This is a genomic window from Mesorhizobium sp. WSM4821, from assembly GCF_055901555.1.
Genome location: NZ_CM148371.1, coordinates 2,791,656 through 2,805,708, shown reverse-complemented (window position 1 = coordinate 2,805,708; position 14,053 = coordinate 2,791,656). Strand labels below are relative to the sequence as shown.

Genomic DNA, 14,053 nt, shown 5'->3' with positions numbered 1-14,053 from the left:
CCGCCAGATAACATACAGTCTGCATGTAAATCTAATTAACATACAGGCTGTATGTATGCAACAGGAATCCGCGCGCCGCTCGAACCGCGACCGCACCGAAGCGACGCGTGCCGACCTGATAGCCGCGGCGCGAAAATTGTTCACCGAAAAGTCGTATGCCGAGACCGGCACGCCGGAGATCGTGGCAGCTGCCGGCGTCACGCGCGGCGCGCTGTATCATCATTTTGCCGACAAGCAGGCGCTGTTTGCCGCAGTGGTCGAGCAGGAGGCGGCGGCCGTGGCGGAAGAGATCGAGCGCGCCTCGCCACCTTCGCTGTTTGCCCGTGATGCGCTGATCGCCGGTTCCGACGCCTATCTTGCCGCCATGCGCGCACCCGGCCGCACCCGGCTCCTGCTGCTCGACGGGCCGGCCGTGCTCGGCCGCGCCGTCATGGACGAAATCGACAACCGTCACGGCAATCGCTCGCTTCGCGAGGGCCTTGTCGCGGCAATGCGTGCGCAGACCATGGTGAGATTGCCGGTGGAAGCGCTGACGGCATTGCTTGCCGCCGCCTTCGACCGCGCGGCTCTTGCCGTCGAGGCTGGCGCATCAGCCGAGGACTATCGCGCCGTTCTCATGGCGCTGATTGATGGGCTGTCTCCTCATCAGGCACCTGGTTCGGCTCGAACTCGTTGAAACAGCCAAGCTGGCGCTTGAACTGGTCGATCAGCCAGGCTGCGGCCGGCTTCGGGCTGCGGTCGGCGCGGTGCATGGCATAGAGTGGCGAACGGACCTCGCTATACGGCTCCAGATCGAGCTCCACCAGCCGGCCGCTTGCCAGATCGTCGGCGATCAGCCAACGCGGCAGCCCGCCCCAGCCCAGCCCTTCGCGCATCAGCGCATGCTTGGTGCGCACATCGGTCAGCCGCCAGGTGCGGTAGGCAAAGACGCCATAGTCGCGCCCTCGCGTGCGCTCCGACTGGTCGCTGACGACTAGCTGGATATGTTCGCGCACCTCTTCGAGCGGCACCGGCCTTGGAAGCAACGCCAAGGGGTGGCTGGACGCGGCAGCGGGCACCAAACTGGTGAAGCCGATCCGCAATAGGTTGACGTCGGCTTCGCCCAGAATGCCACCGACGCCGAGATCGGCCTGTCCGTCGACGACATGGTCAAGGATCAAGCCGAGAGAGCCGATATGAAGACGCAGCATCACCGTCGGAAACTGTGCCTCGAACGCCTTCAGCACCCGAACCAGCACCGGCGAAGGCAGCGTCATGTCGACCGACATGCTGACTTCAGCCTCTAGGCCCTGTTTGTGGCCGTCGACACGCGAGCGGATGCGCTGCAGCACGCCAACCATGCGACGCGCATCCTCCAGCGTCGCCCGGCCGACATCGGTCAGCTGCGGCTCGCGCGTGCCCTCGCGCTCGAACAGTTTCAACCCTAGCTGCGCCTCGAGATTGGCGATGGCGTAGCTGATGACCGACTGCGCTCGATTGAGTTTGCGGCCGGCAGCGGAGAAGCTGCCGGTATCGGCCACCGTCACCAGGATCTGCAGTTGGTCAAGCGTCGGATTGGGTTGCATGGCCTTATCCAAATTGTAGATGGATAATATAGAAAATATACCAGTTTTTCAAATAGGTCGGCAGACCCATATCTGGCGGGACAGATCATTCCAACCCTGGAGAGCCCCGCTATGTCCATCCTTCTTGTTACGTCGAGCCCACGCGGCATTGCGTCGCATTCGACCCGCATCGCCACCGAACTTGCAGAAAAGTTGCTCGCCGCCGATCCGTCGGCCAAGCTGGTCGTACGCGACCTCGTCGCCAACCCGCTGCCGCATATCGATCCGGATTATTCGACCGGCATCTATACGCCCGCCGAAGCCCGTACCCAGCGCCAGTCCGAGGTCGTCGGCGTTTCCGACGGCGTGCTCGATGAGCTGTTTGCGGCCGACACCATTATCCTGGCCACCGGCTTCATCAATTTCGGCATCTCGTCGACCCTGAAATCCTGGGTCGATCACGTCGCCCGTTCCGGCAAGACTTTCGCATATGGCGAGAACGGCCCGAAGGGCCTCGTCACCGGCAAAAAGGTCTACATCGTTCTTGCCTCCGGCGGCATCTATTCGGAAGGCGCCGCCGTGCAGATGGATCACGCCATTCCTTACCTGAGCAGCGTGCTTGGCTTCATCGGCATGACCGACGTCGAAGTCATCCGCATCGAGGGCGTCGGAATGGGGCCTGATGCCGTCACGGCCGCCCTGGCCAAGGCGTCGGCCAAGGTGGATGCCTTGGTGGCCGGAAGTCGGCAAATCGAGACGGCGGCGGCTTAAAGCCTTAGCCACTGCCTACCCGAGATCAAAAAGGCAAGCGCCGCATCAGGCGCTTGCCTCAATTCTCGCCCAGGAAAAGCGCTGAAAACGGGCTGGGTCTCAGCCGAAGATCTTCTCGCCCTGCTCGTCGACCAGTTGGATGCCCTTCTTTATCGAGATGTCGACGGCGTCGTCGAGCCCGGCAAATCGGTCGGCGCGGATGAATTTGTGTTCCTTCACCACGCCGTCGATCTCCTTCGAGACCACGCCGCAGGTCTGGTACTGGCCCTCCGCCTTGTAGGGCGTGGCGCTGATCAGAAATCCCTTGTGCTCGATCTGCTTTGCCGGTGCAGCACTTTTTGGCTCGCCCGCGTCGCCGCCACCGCCAAAAAGACGCTTCAGAAAAGACATGGGGGTATCCTCCAACGGCAATCATCCCACACCACATAGCGTGGCGCGGGATGATTTTCAGTACCGTTCCTCAGTCGAACGGGCAAGAGCCGCATGCATGGCGGCCATTTGCAACAGGCTCAATCGCGCGACAGCGCTTCAAGGGCTTCGGCCGCCGCCTCCAGGATGCCGATCGCCTCGGCCTGTTTTTCAGCCGGCGCATCGACAATGTCGCCGAGGGCTGCGCGCAGTCGGTGACGCACGGCGCGGAATTCGTCGCGCTTTTCCGAACGGCCACGGCCGCGACGTCCGCCGTCCTCGCCATCGTCGTTCCAGCCGAACCAGTCGCGCGCCTTTGCCATCTTGCGGCCGAAACGCTCGAGATGGTCGAGCACATGGTCGACCATCTTGCGGTTGTCATTGAGATGCGCCTGCCCGGCCTCGGTGATCGAAAACACCTTCTTGTTGCCTTCCGGCGACGAGGCGGCATAGCCGGCCTCTTCGAGGAAGGTCAGCGTCGGATAGACCACGCCCGGGCTCGGGCTGTAGACGCCGCTGGTGCGCTCCTCCAGCGCCTTGATGATGTCGTAGCCGTGGCGCGGCGCCTCGGCCAGCAGCGACAGCGTGATCAGCTTGAGATCGCCGTCGGCCAGCATGCGTCCAGCGCGGAACATGTCGCCTGGCCCGCCGCGTCCGCCGCCCCTCATCCCTTGGCCGAACGGGCCGAAGCCGCCGCCACGGCCGCCGAACCTGCCGGCCATATGCATGAAAACGTGCTCGGCGCGCTCGCTGAAATGATGTCTGTGCATCGTCTGCTCCTTGAGTTATGACTTACGATATATCGTAGATAAGCGGCTAGGATCGCCGTTTCAAGATATATCTTACGATGTAACTTAATTCCACGCCACGGGATTGAAAGCGCGCACGCGGCTCAGGCGCGTGCCCTGAACCTCTTAGCAGTCCCCAAAAGAGACCGGAGGCAGTTCCGGGCCTTTCGATGGTTGGGAATGTTTGTGCCGGCTACCAGCGGCCCTTGCGCCGGTTCCAGGCATAGAGAAGATCGGCGAAGCGATCATAGGCGTAGCGCGTCAACGGCAGTGCCGCGCGGTTGCCGAACAGCGCTGCCAGCCAGCCCTCGCCCGGCGTTCTCAGCCAGACGGCAATTGCGACATCGGCGCCGACCAGCAGTTCGCCGTCCGCATCGATTGCGTGCAGCCGGCGGCGGATGTCCTCAAGCGACACGCCGTATCCGGCCAGTGCCGACGGCTCGGCATTGATGTCGCGAAACGCGATCCGCCCGGCCTTGATCGCCTCGATCAGCCGCCGCTTCTGCCTGAGGATACCGGCATCACAGACCGGACAGCGGGTATTGTACCAGATGGTCAGCGCAGGCTTGGACATGTGTTTCGAGACGCGACTTCAACGATGCGCCGACTATCCGGGAAATGCCTTCGCCCCGCAACATTTCGGGCCAGCCCTGCCGACGCGCGGCATCCGCCGACGAATTGCGGTGTCTGGAACAAAAATCAGAATTCGTAGCCGAAGCGCTCGAAATCCCTGAAAAAGAGCCGGCGCACGATGCTTTTCGCCTCGTCGTCGTAGACGGCGCGATAGTCGTAGGGTGCATTGACGTTTGTTCGGGGAAGCTTCACCTCGCCCGGCAGACCGAGCCGTTCGACCAGGGCATTGAATTGCTCGGCCAGCGTTTCAAAACGCAAAACCTCGTCGATGATGAGGTTTCCGTGCCTGTCCGAAATCCAGCTCGTCTGGTCCACCCGCACAAAACGGTTTTTGCGTTCGAGATAGCGCAGGAAAGTCTTGAAATCCAGGACCCGGGCTCTGTTCCGGCGCCGGCCGGAGAGATGCTTCCGGCGGAAATAATAGCTCGAGACAGCAAGTTCGAAAGGGTTGCGCACGACGGCGAACTTGTACGCGCTGTCATATATCTCGGCCGGCAGCTTGTGCTTCGCCCAACTGGCTTTGTCATGCTGCCTGAGGAAAGCGTTTTGCGGCTTTTCCGGCACGGGGAGGTGAGACAGCAGGCGGCGCCACTGCGTTCGCTGCGGTTTCACGCACCATGGCGCCAGCGCACGCGTGACCGAGCTCCCGGCCGTCTTCGGGATATGGATGAAGAGGAAGTTCTTTTCGAGCGACAGGAGCATGCTTCCTCATGATCGGATGATCGGGCGCCGTCAAGCGGCGCCCGATCATCCGCTGCTGCACGGCTCCCTATCCGAGCGAGGCAATGATCTCGCGATAAGCATCTTCCGGGAAAGCCTTGAGCGTCCGTGTCCTCACGTTGCCGCCTGTCGCCAGCATCAGCGAAAAACGAGCGAGCACCGCATCGTCGGGCGCTTCAACGACCGCCACCATATCGCATTCGCCCATGGTGAGATAAAACGCCCTGAACGAGCCGCCCATGTCTCCCAGCAGCTTCTTGGCGGCATCGAGTCGCTTCGGCGACTCGCGCACATTTTTGGCGCCCTGCTCCGTCCAGTTGATCAGCACGATATAGTTTGTCATGCACACCTCCCTCCGGGGCCTCGGAGCACGGCGTCACGGCCGGGGCGGGCATCCGGGTTTGTCGCCCAGAAAATGCATCCGACACGAGAGTATCCCCCCGCGGCAGGTGCACTGCAAGAACAACCGTACCTTCTGGGGAGACGACCCTGTGCTCCGAACGAAAAAGGGCGCCGCAGCGCCCTTTAAGTTGCTTGTCTGTTAGCCGGCATCAGCTGTCGAGGAAGCTCCGCAGCTTGCGCGAGCGGCTCGGATGCTTGAGCTTGCGCAGCGCCTTGGCTTCGATCTGGCGGATGCGCTCGCGGGTGACCGAGAACTGCTGGCCGACTTCCTCCAGCGTGTGGTCGGTGTTCATGCCGATGCCGAAGCGCATTCTGAGCACGCGCTCTTCGCGCGGGGTCAGAGAAGCAAGCACCCGCGTCGTCGTTTCGCGCAGATTGGCCTGGATCGCCGCGTCGATCGGCAGGATCGCCATTTTGTCCTCGATGAAGTCGCCGAGATGCGAATCCTCCTCGTCGCCGACCGGCGTTTCGAGCGAAATCGGCTCCTTGGCGATCTTCAGCACCTTGCGCACTTTTTCCAGCGGCATGGCAAGCTTTTCCGCCAGTTCCTCCGGCGTCGGCTCGCGGCCGATCTCGTGCAGCATCTGGCGCGAGGTGCGCACGATCTTGTTGATCGTCTCGATCATGTGCACCGGAATGCGGATGGTGCGCGCCTGATCGGCGATCGAACGGGTGATCGCCTGCCTAATCCACCACGTCGCGTAGGTCGAGAACTTGTAGCCGCGGCGGTATTCGAACTTATCGACCGCCTTCATCAGGCCGATATTGCCTTCCTGGATCAGGTCGAGGAATTGCAGGCCGCGATTGGTGTATTTCTTGGCGATGGAAATGACGAGGCGCAGATTGGCCTCCACCATTTCCTTCTTGGCGATCGCGGCTTCGCGCTCGCCCTTCTGCACCTGGTTGACGATCTTGCGGAATTCCAGGATCGAGATCGCCGTTTCGGTGGCAAGGTTCTGGATCTCGGCGCGCAGGTCGCGGATAGCGTCCTTTTCGTTCTTGGTGAATTCCTTCCACCCGCGCGAGGTCAGATTGCCGATCGAACGGGTCCAGTTCGGATCGAGTTCCGAGCCCTGATACTCCTTCAGGAATTCCTCGCGGCGCACGCCGTAGCTTTCGGCCAGCCGCAACAGCTTGCCTTCATTCTGCACCAGGCGCTTGTTGATGTCGTAGAGCTGCTCGACCAATGCCTCGATGCGCGCCGTGTTCAAGGACAACGACTTCACCGCCTTGATCAGCTGATCCTTCAGCTCCTTGAGCCGGCGGTCCTGGCTGGGCGACAGCGTGCCGGCGGCGGCCAGCCGGTTCTCGACCTGCTGGTCCTGCAGCTTCCTGAGTTTCTTGTAGGTGTCGGCGATGACGTCGAGCGTCTCCATCACCTGCGGACGCAGTTCCGCTTCCATCGCCGCCAGCGACAGGCTGGCCTCGTCCTCGTCTTCCTCGTCATCGTCCGTCAGACCGCGGGTGTCGCTGCCGACATTGGTGATGTCGTCCTCGTCCTCGCGCGAACGGCGCGGCTTTTCATCGGCCTTGACCTCCTCGATCCGCTCGACCACCGGCGCCTGCTTGGCCTCCGGCCCGGCATAGGTCGCTTCGAGGTCGATGATCTCGCGCAGCAGGATCTTCGATTCGTTGAGCTCGTCACGCCAGATAATGATGGCCTGGAAGGTCAGCGGGCTTTCGCACAGGCCCGCGATCATCGTCTCGCGGCCGGCCTCGATGCGCTTGGCGATCGCGATTTCGCCCTCGCGCGACAAAAGCTCGACCGAGCCCATCTCTCGCAGATACATGCGAACCGGGTCGTCGGTGCGATCGGTCGGCTCTTTCTTGGTGGTCGTCGCCGCAACGGCGGTGCCGGTCTGCTCGGCCAGTTCGTTGGCGTCTTCCTCGGCGTCGGCAGCCGCGTCGGCGGCTTCGGGCTCTTCGCCCTGCTCGTCGTCCTCGACCACGTTGATGCCCATGTCGGAGAGCATGGCCATCGTGTCCTCGATCTGCTCGGAGGTCACTTCCTCCGAGGGCAGCACCGAATTCAGTTCGTCCATGGTGACATAGCCGCGCTTCTTGGCGGCCTTGATCATCTTCTTGACAGCATCGTCGGAAAGGTCGAGCAGAGGGCCATCGGTGGCGCCTTCACGTTCGGTCTCGACCTCTTCCTTTTCTTTTGTCGCCATTTTCTTTATTTTCTCCAAGCGGCCAAGTATCAAAGCCGCGAAAGCCGCCGTACCGGTTAAATCAGATGCGTTCGCTCTAGAACGCGCTTCCCCGGGCCAGTAACTGCATCTCTCGTTAAGTCCAGATTAACCCTGGTATCTGTGGCAGGCTAACTGCCTGTCCAGTGACCGGTATTTCACATCGCTGCATTTTCCCGTCGACGCCGGCTCCCGTCGAGGCCGGTGCGGGTTAACGTTTCGAATCGACCTGATTCCGTCATTCTGCTAGAAGGTCAAGCGCCTCTCGCATGATTCGCATGAAAAAAGCGAATCAATTACCCGACTTAAGGCGCCGCGCGGCCGATTCGACGCGCAAGCACGTTCTTACACTTCCACTCCAATGCAGGCTGCAACCTATACGCGCCCGGCCCTGCCCGAGGACACGCCGAACCCTTCGATCAGCGCTTCCGTTGCTTGCACATCACGAAATTGCGCCTGGATCTCGACGAGATGCCGGTAGTTTTCGTCCGTGGGATCACTGGCGAGCGCCGCTTCCGCCTGTTTCAGCTCCTTATGTAAGGTGCGCGCGCTGCGCTGCAAGTGGAGCGCCTGGCTGAAGGCGTCGCGGGCGTCGTCAAGCCCGGCTGTTTCCAGCGCCGGCCATTGCCGCGCCCGCTTGATCAGCGCCACCGCGCGCGCCCAGATTTCGCCGCAACCGGCCCGTTCGATCGTCGCGATCACCGCGTTGCGGTCGTTGGCCATGTCATGCGCCATCGCGTCGAGAATGGCTGCGTGCAATCGCTTCAGATCGGAGTTGGCGAGGTCGAGAAACTCGACATGCGCGAAATTCTCGTCGATCAGAGCCGGATGATTGACGAGGGCCGCGATGATCGTCGCCTCGCGCACCGACATCCCCTCGCTGCCGCGCTTGACCAGCGCTGAGCGGCCGAGGCTTTCGGTGATCGCGGTGCGCCCACCGGCACTGCCGCCGCGCGCGAACTGCCCGCCGGGAGCTGAGCCCTTGCCCTGAAAGCGATCGCCGGGCCGCCCGTCCTGACGCCCCCCTTGATAACCATGGCGCGCGCCGCGCTGGGCGCCGAAAAAGCTTAGCACCCGCTCGCGCATTTCCTGCTGGTAATGATAACGCAGGCTCTCGTCGCGGATGCGGCTGGTCAGTTCGCGCAGCGTCTTTTCCAGTTCCGCCCGCCGCTCCGGCGTGTCGAAGATGCCGCCAGCCGTTTCGCGCATCCACAAGAGGTCGGCGAGCGGCCGCGCCTCGGAAAGCACGGTGCGAAACGCGTCCGGCCCGTCGGCCTTGACCAGATCGTCGGGATCCTTGCCTTCGGGCAGCAGGGCAAAGCGCACCGAGCGGCCCGCCTGAACCGCCGGCAGCGCCATGTCGGCGGCGCGCCATGCCGCCTTCAGTCCGGCCTGGTCGCCATCGAAGCACAGCACCGGTTCGCCGGCCATGCGCCACAAAAGCTCGAGCTGGTTTTCGGTCAGAGCGGTGCCGAGCGGCGCCACGACATTCTCGAAACCGGCCTGCGCCAGCGCGATCACGTCCATGTAACCTTCGACGGCGATGATCGTGCCGCCCTTGGCCAGCGCCTTGCGCGCGCGGGCGAAATTGTAGAGCACGTTGCCCTTGTGGAAGAGCTCCGTATCGGGCGAATTCATGTATTTGGCGAGCGCATCGGGCGCCAGTGCCCGCCCGCCGAAGGCGATGACCTTGCCCCTGGAATCCGGGATCGGGAACATGATGCGATCGCGGAACCAGTCGTAGGAAACCGGAACGTCGTCGCCATGGCGCACCAGCCCGCACGCCTCGATATCGGCCTTGCCGACGCCCTTGGCGGCAAGGTGCTCCTTCAGCGCGTTGCGGCTGTCCGGCGCATAACCGAGCCGGAACGACTGCTGCGTCGCCGGCGTCAGCCCTCGGTCGCGCAAATACGCGCGGGCTTTTGCGCCTTCCGGCCCCTGCAGCCGCTCTTGAAAGAAGGCGGTCGCCATTTCCATGATTTCGGTCAGGCTGGCGCGTTCCTTTTCGCGCCGTTCCTCCTGGGCATCGCGAACCGGCATCGGCACGCCGGCCATCTCGGCGATCTTCTCGACTGCTTCGGGAAAACTCAAGCCGTCGAGTTCGGTCAGGAACTTGAAATGGTCGCCCGAAACCGAGCAGCCGAAACAATGGTAGCGGCCTTTCTTGTCCTCGCAATGGAAGGACGGGCTCTTCTCGCCATGGAAGGGACAGCATGCCCAGTAGTCGCCGCGCGGCGCGTTGGTCTTCTTCCTGTCCCACGCGACGCGCTGGCCGATCACCGATGAAATCGGCACGCGGTCGCGTATCTCGTCGAGAAAGGCAGGTGGAAAGCGCATCGGGAACGGCTCGTTTGCCCTCCATATAATCACGCAGGCGAAAGCCGACGACTCCTAATGCGGAACCATACCCGGTTTTCACAGGGCAGAAGGAAGGCGGCCGTTGCGGGTCGCCTTCCTTCATGTGTCCGGCGCAATGCTGGTCGACGGTGCGAGGCTCAGTGCGCGGCGATCGCGCCAAAGATGATGCCGGAGACGACGCTGACCAGCAGATAGTCGTTGCCGACGCGGATCCATTCCTGGCCACGGCCCGGACGATGAAGACCATAGTGGCGGTAGTCGCGGATCGGCCGGTGGCGCTTCCAGCTGGAATATTTCTGGCCGTGCCGCCAGTGGCTCTTCCTCACGACCTTCTTTTTCACCACAACCTTCTTCTTCACCACGACATGCTTGCCGGGCTTTTGCCAATCGACATGGCTGTAGGTCGACTGCGGCGCGTTCGGTGCGTTCAGCGGCGCTGCCTGGCCCTGCAGGGATGTGGTAGCCAGCATCGAGAGGGCGACTGCAGATAGAACGATGCGTTTCATGACGAGGTACTCCTTGGTTGTCGATGCCCGAGGAATAAAGCTCGAAGAATGAACCGAAACTGAACACGCGGATTACGTTTTTGTAATGATTTCCTATATTTAGATTACCTAATTCAACACTTTCCTCAAACCGGACCTGAAGGTATCGCCTGCACTTGAACACGCAGCCATCCGGAAGCCGGCCGGCAATGCAACCATTTTGCGATCCATCCATTTCCGACACGCCCTGTCGCGCGCCAACAGCCGCCGGAATTGGGTAAGATTTATTACCCGGCTAAAAGTAATCGGAGTAATATCGACCTTTGTAATGTCGTTGATTCGAGCCCTCTTTTGCCCCTTTGCCGTCACGGTGCCTGCATCGCTGGCATCTATTTGTGTACGAGCCTGATATGAGCGGTTCGGTCGTTTTGCTGCATCTTGCCGGCGCGGTGGCGCTGATGCTGTTTGCCACCCGCCTGGTGAAGACAGGTGTCGAACGAGCCTATGGCGACGTGCTGCGCCACAAGCTGCGCGCCACCATGCGCAATCCTTTCATGGCGGTTCTGACCGGCTGCGGCCTGGCGATCGCGCTGCAAAGCTCCACCGCTGTCACACTGCTGGTCGGCTCCTTTGCCGGCGCCGGCATCGTCAGCGGCATGTCGGGCCAGCTTGCCGTGCGCGGCGCCGAGATCGGCTCGGCTTTGGTGGTCAAGCTGCTGACCTTCGATCTGTCACTGCTGGTGCCGGTCTGTCTTGTCGCCGGCACCGTCATGTTCATGGCCACCGAGCGACGCGACTGGCGCCAGTTCGGCCGCATCCTGGTCGGCATCGGCCTGCTGCTACTGTCGCTGGAAATAATCGGCCAGGCATCCGAGCCGCTGCGCCAGAGCAAGCTGATGCCGGTCATCGTCAACTACTTCTCCGGCGATCCGGTCACAGCCTATCTCCTGGCGGCGCTGGTCACCTGGCTGTTCCATTCCTCGATCGCCGCGGTGCTGCTGATGGTGACGCTGGCCGGCCGCGGCTTCATCCCGCCCGAACTCGGCATCGTGCTGGTGCTCGGCGTCAATCTCGGCTCGTCGATCATCGCGCCGCTGCTCACCCGCAACGCGGAGCCGGGCGTGCGCGTCGTGCCGATCGGCAACCTCCTGATGCGCGGCATGGGCTCGCTGGCCATGCTGATCCTGTTCCTGTGGCTCAAGCCGCCGGTCGCCTTTCTCGGCGCCGCCGTGCCCGACCAGATCGTCAACGCGCATATCCTCTTCAACATCCTGATCCTGGTTGCCGGCCTGCCGCTGGCCGGTCTCATCTACCGCGCTTCGGAAAAGATCGTGGCGCTTGGCACCAAACCGGCGCCGGCCGAGGCGCTCGACGTTGTCGAACTATCCGCGCTCAACGACAGCGCCCTCGAAGTGCCGAGCCAGGCGCTCGCCAACGCCACCCGAGAGGTGGTGCGGGTCTGCGAGACGGTCGAGATCATGCTGAAGCGCATCATCGAGCTCTATGAGAGCGCCGACGCCGACAAGATCAAGGCATTGGCCGCGCTCGACGACCGCGTCGACAAGAAGCACGCGGCGATAAAGCTCTATCTGGCCAAGGTCACCAGAAACCCGCTGAGCGAGGACGAGGCGCTGCGCTGCCAGGAGCTGATCGGCGCCTGCGTCAAGCTCGAACAGGTTGGCGACATCATCGTGCGCAACCTGCTGGTGCATGTCAGGAAGAAGCTCGAGCGCGGGCTGGAATTCACGCCCGAAGGATGGCGCGAGCTTTGCGCCTTCCACGCCTCGGTGCTCGCCAGCGCACGGCTTGCCTTCAACGTTCTGGTCTCGCGCGACCCGGAGACCGCCCGCCAGCTGGTGCTGGAAAAGGACCGGCTGCGCGACCGCGAGAAGGAGACCAGCGCCAGCCATTTCGTGCGATTGCGCGACGGCACAGCCAAGAGCGTCGAGACCAGTTCCATCCATCTCGACACCATCCGCGACTTGAAGCAGATCAACTCGCTGCTCGCCTCGATGGCCTATCCCGTGCTCGAGGAACGCGGCCTGCTCACCGGCTCGCGGCTGAAGGCCGGATAGGCTGTTGGACGGGCAAGCCGAAAAATTGCTGCTGGGAACATCGGCTTGGAACCAGCTTCTGCCCTTCGAGCCAAAACGGGAAAATTAGTCTTTGCTCCGCCTCCCGCCTGTCGGCTATGGATCGGGCTAGGCCACCGGGAGGATAGTCGATGGATACCCATTCGCGCAGCTTCGCCAAGGCGCTTTCCTGGCGTGTCACCGGCACCATCGACACGATAATCATTTCGCTCGTCGTGACAGGCAGCATCAAGCTCGCTGCGGCCATCGGCCTGACCGAGGTCATCACCAAGTCGCTGCTGTATTATCTTCACGAACGGGCGTGGTTGAAAATTCCCTACGGGAGGAGGAGGACGACCATCTAGCCGTGCCGGCATGCCGCCGGAACCTGGCTGAACCGATCAAGAAAACCTAAAGCGACGTCCACAATTTCTGGATTGCCCGCAGCTCTCGTTCGTGTTTTGAGGCCATCTCATTCAAGGATCGCCTTTCCCGCGCCATGCTTGCCCTCATCGCCCTGTTCATCGCCGCATTCGCGTTCGGCACCACCGAATTCGTCATCGCCGGCGTGCTGCCGCAGGTGGCGGACGGCCTTGGCGTCTCCATCCCGACTGCCGGCTACCTCGTCTCCGGCTACGCCGGCGGCATCGCGATCGGCGGACCGCTGTTGACGCTCGCCACCAAGACGCTTTCCCGCAAGGCCTTGCTGCTTGGCCTTGGCCTTGCCTTCACCATCGGCCAGGCCGCCTGCGCGCTTGCGCCCGACTTCGTCTCCATGTTGCTGTTGCGGATCGCGGTGGCCGTGGCGCACGGCGCCTATTTCGGCGTCGCGATGGTGGTGGCGGTCGGCCTGGTCCGCCAGGACCAGCGTGGAATGGCCGTTGCGCTCATCCTGTCGGGCCTCACGGTCTCCAATGTCATCGGCGTGCCGGCCGGCACGGCGATCGGCACAATATGGGGGTGGCGTGCGACATTCTGGGTGATGTGCGCGCTTGGTGTGGTTTCCATCGCCGCCATGGCAGCCCTGCTGCCGCGCGGGACGGGATCGTCGCGCCGGCCCGTCAGTCTCGGCAGCGAGGTTCGCGTGCTCGCACGCCAGCAGGTCTGGACGTCGCTGATCCTCATGCTGATGCTGATGATCGGCCAGTTCGGCCTGTTCACCTACATCACGCCAACGCTGCTCGAAATCACCGGCCTCGACGAGGATCTGGTGCCCTGGGTGCTCCTGCTGAACGGTGTCGGCGCGACGATCGGCGTCTTTCTCGGCGGGAGGCTCGCGGACTGGAAACTGATGCCGTCGCTCATCACCATGCTTTTCATGCAGGCGGTGACGCTTGCGGTCATTTACGCGGTCAGCCCATACCCGGTGCCGATGGTCGTGGCGATCATCGTCTGGGGCGGCCTCAGCTTTGCCATCGGCACGCCGATCCAGACCCGTATCCTGACCTGGACAGCCGATGCATCCAACCTTGCCTCATCGCTCATCCCCTCCGGCTTCAATGTCGGCATCGCGCTGGCCGCCTCGCTCGGCGCAGCCATGCTCAATGCCGGTTATGGCTATCGCAGCCTGCCGGTGGTTGGCGCGATGGCCATGCTGGTCGCCGTGGCGGTGGCGCTTGCCTCGCAGATCCGGGAGTGGCGCAGCAGGGCTGCGCCGCCGCTGCCGGCCGCGGCCGAATAGAC

General features: G+C 62.6%; 14 protein-coding genes. 5 read left to right on the top strand and 9 right to left on the bottom strand.

The features are described from left to right. Nucleotides 1–55 precede the first annotated feature (55 nt). Nucleotides 56–676: a TetR/AcrR family transcriptional regulator gene (locus AC0NID_RS13545; protein ID WP_473454457.1), complete on the top strand. Its 621-nt coding sequence runs from the start codon at nt 56–58 to the stop codon at nt 674–676. Here the strand turns inward: AC0NID_RS13545 and AC0NID_RS13540 are convergent. Further along, on the bottom strand, nt 615–1,565 hold the full coding sequence (locus tag AC0NID_RS13540) for a LysR family transcriptional regulator (RefSeq protein ID WP_473454456.1): 951 nt from the start codon (nt 1,563–1,565) through the stop codon (nt 615–617). The genes AC0NID_RS13545 and AC0NID_RS13540 overlap by 62 nt on opposite strands. Before the next feature lie 111 nt (nt 1,566–1,676). Between AC0NID_RS13540 and AC0NID_RS13535 the strand changes: the two genes are divergently transcribed. Further along, nucleotides 1,677–2,315: an FMN-dependent NADH-azoreductase gene (locus AC0NID_RS13535; RefSeq protein ID WP_473454455.1), complete on the top strand. Its 639-nt coding sequence runs from the start codon at nt 1,677–1,679 to the stop codon at nt 2,313–2,315. A gap of 99 nt (nt 2,316–2,414) precedes the next feature. On the opposite strand, the gene AC0NID_RS13530 is transcribed toward AC0NID_RS13535, so the two are convergent. From AC0NID_RS13530 to AC0NID_RS13495, 8 genes are all read right to left on the bottom strand, one after another. Next, nucleotides 2,415–2,705: an HlyU family transcriptional regulator gene (locus tag AC0NID_RS13530; protein WP_473454454.1), complete on the bottom strand. Its 291-nt coding sequence runs from the start codon at nt 2,703–2,705 to the stop codon at nt 2,415–2,417. Nucleotides 2,706–2,824: 119 nt separating this feature from the next. Further along, nucleotides 2,825–3,493: a PadR family transcriptional regulator gene (locus AC0NID_RS13525; RefSeq protein ID WP_473454453.1), complete on the bottom strand. Its 669-nt coding sequence runs from the start codon at nt 3,491–3,493 to the stop codon at nt 2,825–2,827. Between the two features lie 211 nt (nt 3,494–3,704). Then, nucleotides 3,705–4,085 carry a thiol-disulfide oxidoreductase DCC family protein gene (locus tag AC0NID_RS13520; RefSeq protein WP_473454452.1) on the bottom strand — a complete coding sequence of 127 codons (381 nt, stop codon included), beginning with the start codon at nt 4,083–4,085 and terminating at the stop codon, nt 3,705–3,707. A gap of 125 nt (nt 4,086–4,210) precedes the next feature. After that, entirely contained in the window at nt 4,211–4,846 is a 636-nt protein-coding gene (locus AC0NID_RS13515; RefSeq protein WP_473454451.1) for a sulfotransferase family 2 domain-containing protein, read from the bottom strand. A gap of 67 nt (nt 4,847–4,913) precedes the next feature. Beyond that, nucleotides 4,914–5,207 (bottom strand): GYD domain-containing protein, encoded by a 294-nt coding sequence (locus tag AC0NID_RS13510; protein ID WP_473454450.1) that lies wholly within the window; start codon nt 5,205–5,207, stop codon nt 4,914–4,916. A gap of 208 nt (nt 5,208–5,415) precedes the next feature. Beyond that, nucleotides 5,416–7,437, bottom strand: a complete 2,022-nt coding sequence (rpoD, locus tag AC0NID_RS13505; RefSeq protein WP_145717328.1) for an RNA polymerase sigma factor RpoD — start codon at nt 7,435–7,437, stop codon at nt 5,416–5,418. A 393-nt stretch (nt 7,438–7,830) separates the two neighbouring features. Beyond that, nucleotides 7,831–9,792, bottom strand: coding sequence for a DNA primase (dnaG, locus tag AC0NID_RS13500; protein ID WP_473454449.1), 1,962 nt, complete (start codon nt 9,790–9,792; stop codon nt 7,831–7,833). A gap of 158 nt (nt 9,793–9,950) precedes the next feature. Beyond that, entirely contained in the window at nt 9,951–10,319 is a 369-nt protein-coding gene (locus AC0NID_RS13495) for an RcnB family protein (RefSeq protein WP_473454448.1), read from the bottom strand. Nucleotides 10,320–10,708: 389 nt separating this feature from the next. On the opposite strand from AC0NID_RS13495, the gene AC0NID_RS13490 reads away from it, so the two are divergent. The 3 genes from AC0NID_RS13490 to AC0NID_RS13480 all read left to right on the top strand — a co-directional run bounded on the left by AC0NID_RS13490 (nt 10,709) and on the right by AC0NID_RS13480 (nt 14,051). After that, on the top strand, nt 10,709–12,373 hold the full coding sequence (locus AC0NID_RS13490; RefSeq protein WP_473454447.1) for a Na/Pi cotransporter family protein: 1,665 nt from the start codon (nt 10,709–10,711) through the stop codon (nt 12,371–12,373). Between the two features lie 149 nt (nt 12,374–12,522). Beyond that, entirely contained in the window at nt 12,523–12,735 is a 213-nt protein-coding gene (locus AC0NID_RS13485) for a DUF2061 domain-containing protein (RefSeq protein ID WP_473454446.1), read from the top strand. A 134-nt stretch (nt 12,736–12,869) separates the two neighbouring features. Continuing rightward, the gene (locus AC0NID_RS13480) at nt 12,870–14,051 is read left to right on the top strand and encodes an MFS transporter (RefSeq protein ID WP_473454445.1); all 1,182 of its coding nucleotides are present in this window, start codon (nt 12,870–12,872) and stop codon (nt 14,049–14,051) included. Nucleotides 14,052–14,053 lie beyond the last annotated feature (2 nt).

Excerpts from the sequence above, each read along its gene's own strand:
- AC0NID_RS13525 (WP_473454453.1), bottom strand. The coding sequence starts at position 3,493 with ATGCACAGACATCATTTCAGCGAGCGCGCCGAGCACGTTTTCATGCAT.
- rpoD (WP_145717328.1), bottom strand. The coding sequence starts at position 7,437 with ATGGCGACAAAAGAAAAGGAAGAGGTCGAGACCGAACGTGAAGGCGCC.
- AC0NID_RS13495 (WP_473454448.1), bottom strand. The coding sequence starts at position 10,319 with ATGAAACGCATCGTTCTATCTGCAGTCGCCCTCTCGATGCTGGCTACC.
- AC0NID_RS13515 (WP_473454451.1), bottom strand. The coding sequence starts at position 4,846 with ATGCTCCTGTCGCTCGAAAAGAACTTCCTCTTCATCCATATCCCGAAG.
- AC0NID_RS13540 (WP_473454456.1), bottom strand. The coding sequence starts at position 1,565 with ATGCAACCCAATCCGACGCTTGACCAACTGCAGATCCTGGTGACGGTG.
- AC0NID_RS13545 (WP_473454457.1), top strand. The coding sequence starts at position 56 with ATGCAACAGGAATCCGCGCGCCGCTCGAACCGCGACCGCACCGAAGCG.
- AC0NID_RS13510 (WP_473454450.1), bottom strand. The coding sequence starts at position 5,207 with ATGACAAACTATATCGTGCTGATCAACTGGACGGAGCAGGGCGCCAAA.
- AC0NID_RS13535 (WP_473454455.1), top strand. The coding sequence starts at position 1,677 with ATGTCCATCCTTCTTGTTACGTCGAGCCCACGCGGCATTGCGTCGCAT.
- AC0NID_RS13480 (WP_473454445.1), top strand. The coding sequence starts at position 12,870 with ATGCTTGCCCTCATCGCCCTGTTCATCGCCGCATTCGCGTTCGGCACC.
- AC0NID_RS13520 (WP_473454452.1), bottom strand. The coding sequence starts at position 4,085 with ATGTCCAAGCCTGCGCTGACCATCTGGTACAATACCCGCTGTCCGGTC.
- dnaG (WP_473454449.1), bottom strand. The coding sequence starts at position 9,792 with ATGCGCTTTCCACCTGCCTTTCTCGACGAGATACGCGACCGCGTGCCG.
- AC0NID_RS13530 (WP_473454454.1), bottom strand. The coding sequence starts at position 2,705 with ATGTCTTTTCTGAAGCGTCTTTTTGGCGGTGGCGGCGACGCGGGCGAG.
- AC0NID_RS13490 (WP_473454447.1), top strand. The coding sequence starts at position 10,709 with ATGAGCGGTTCGGTCGTTTTGCTGCATCTTGCCGGCGCGGTGGCGCTG.
- AC0NID_RS13485 (WP_473454446.1), top strand. The coding sequence starts at position 12,523 with ATGGATACCCATTCGCGCAGCTTCGCCAAGGCGCTTTCCTGGCGTGTC.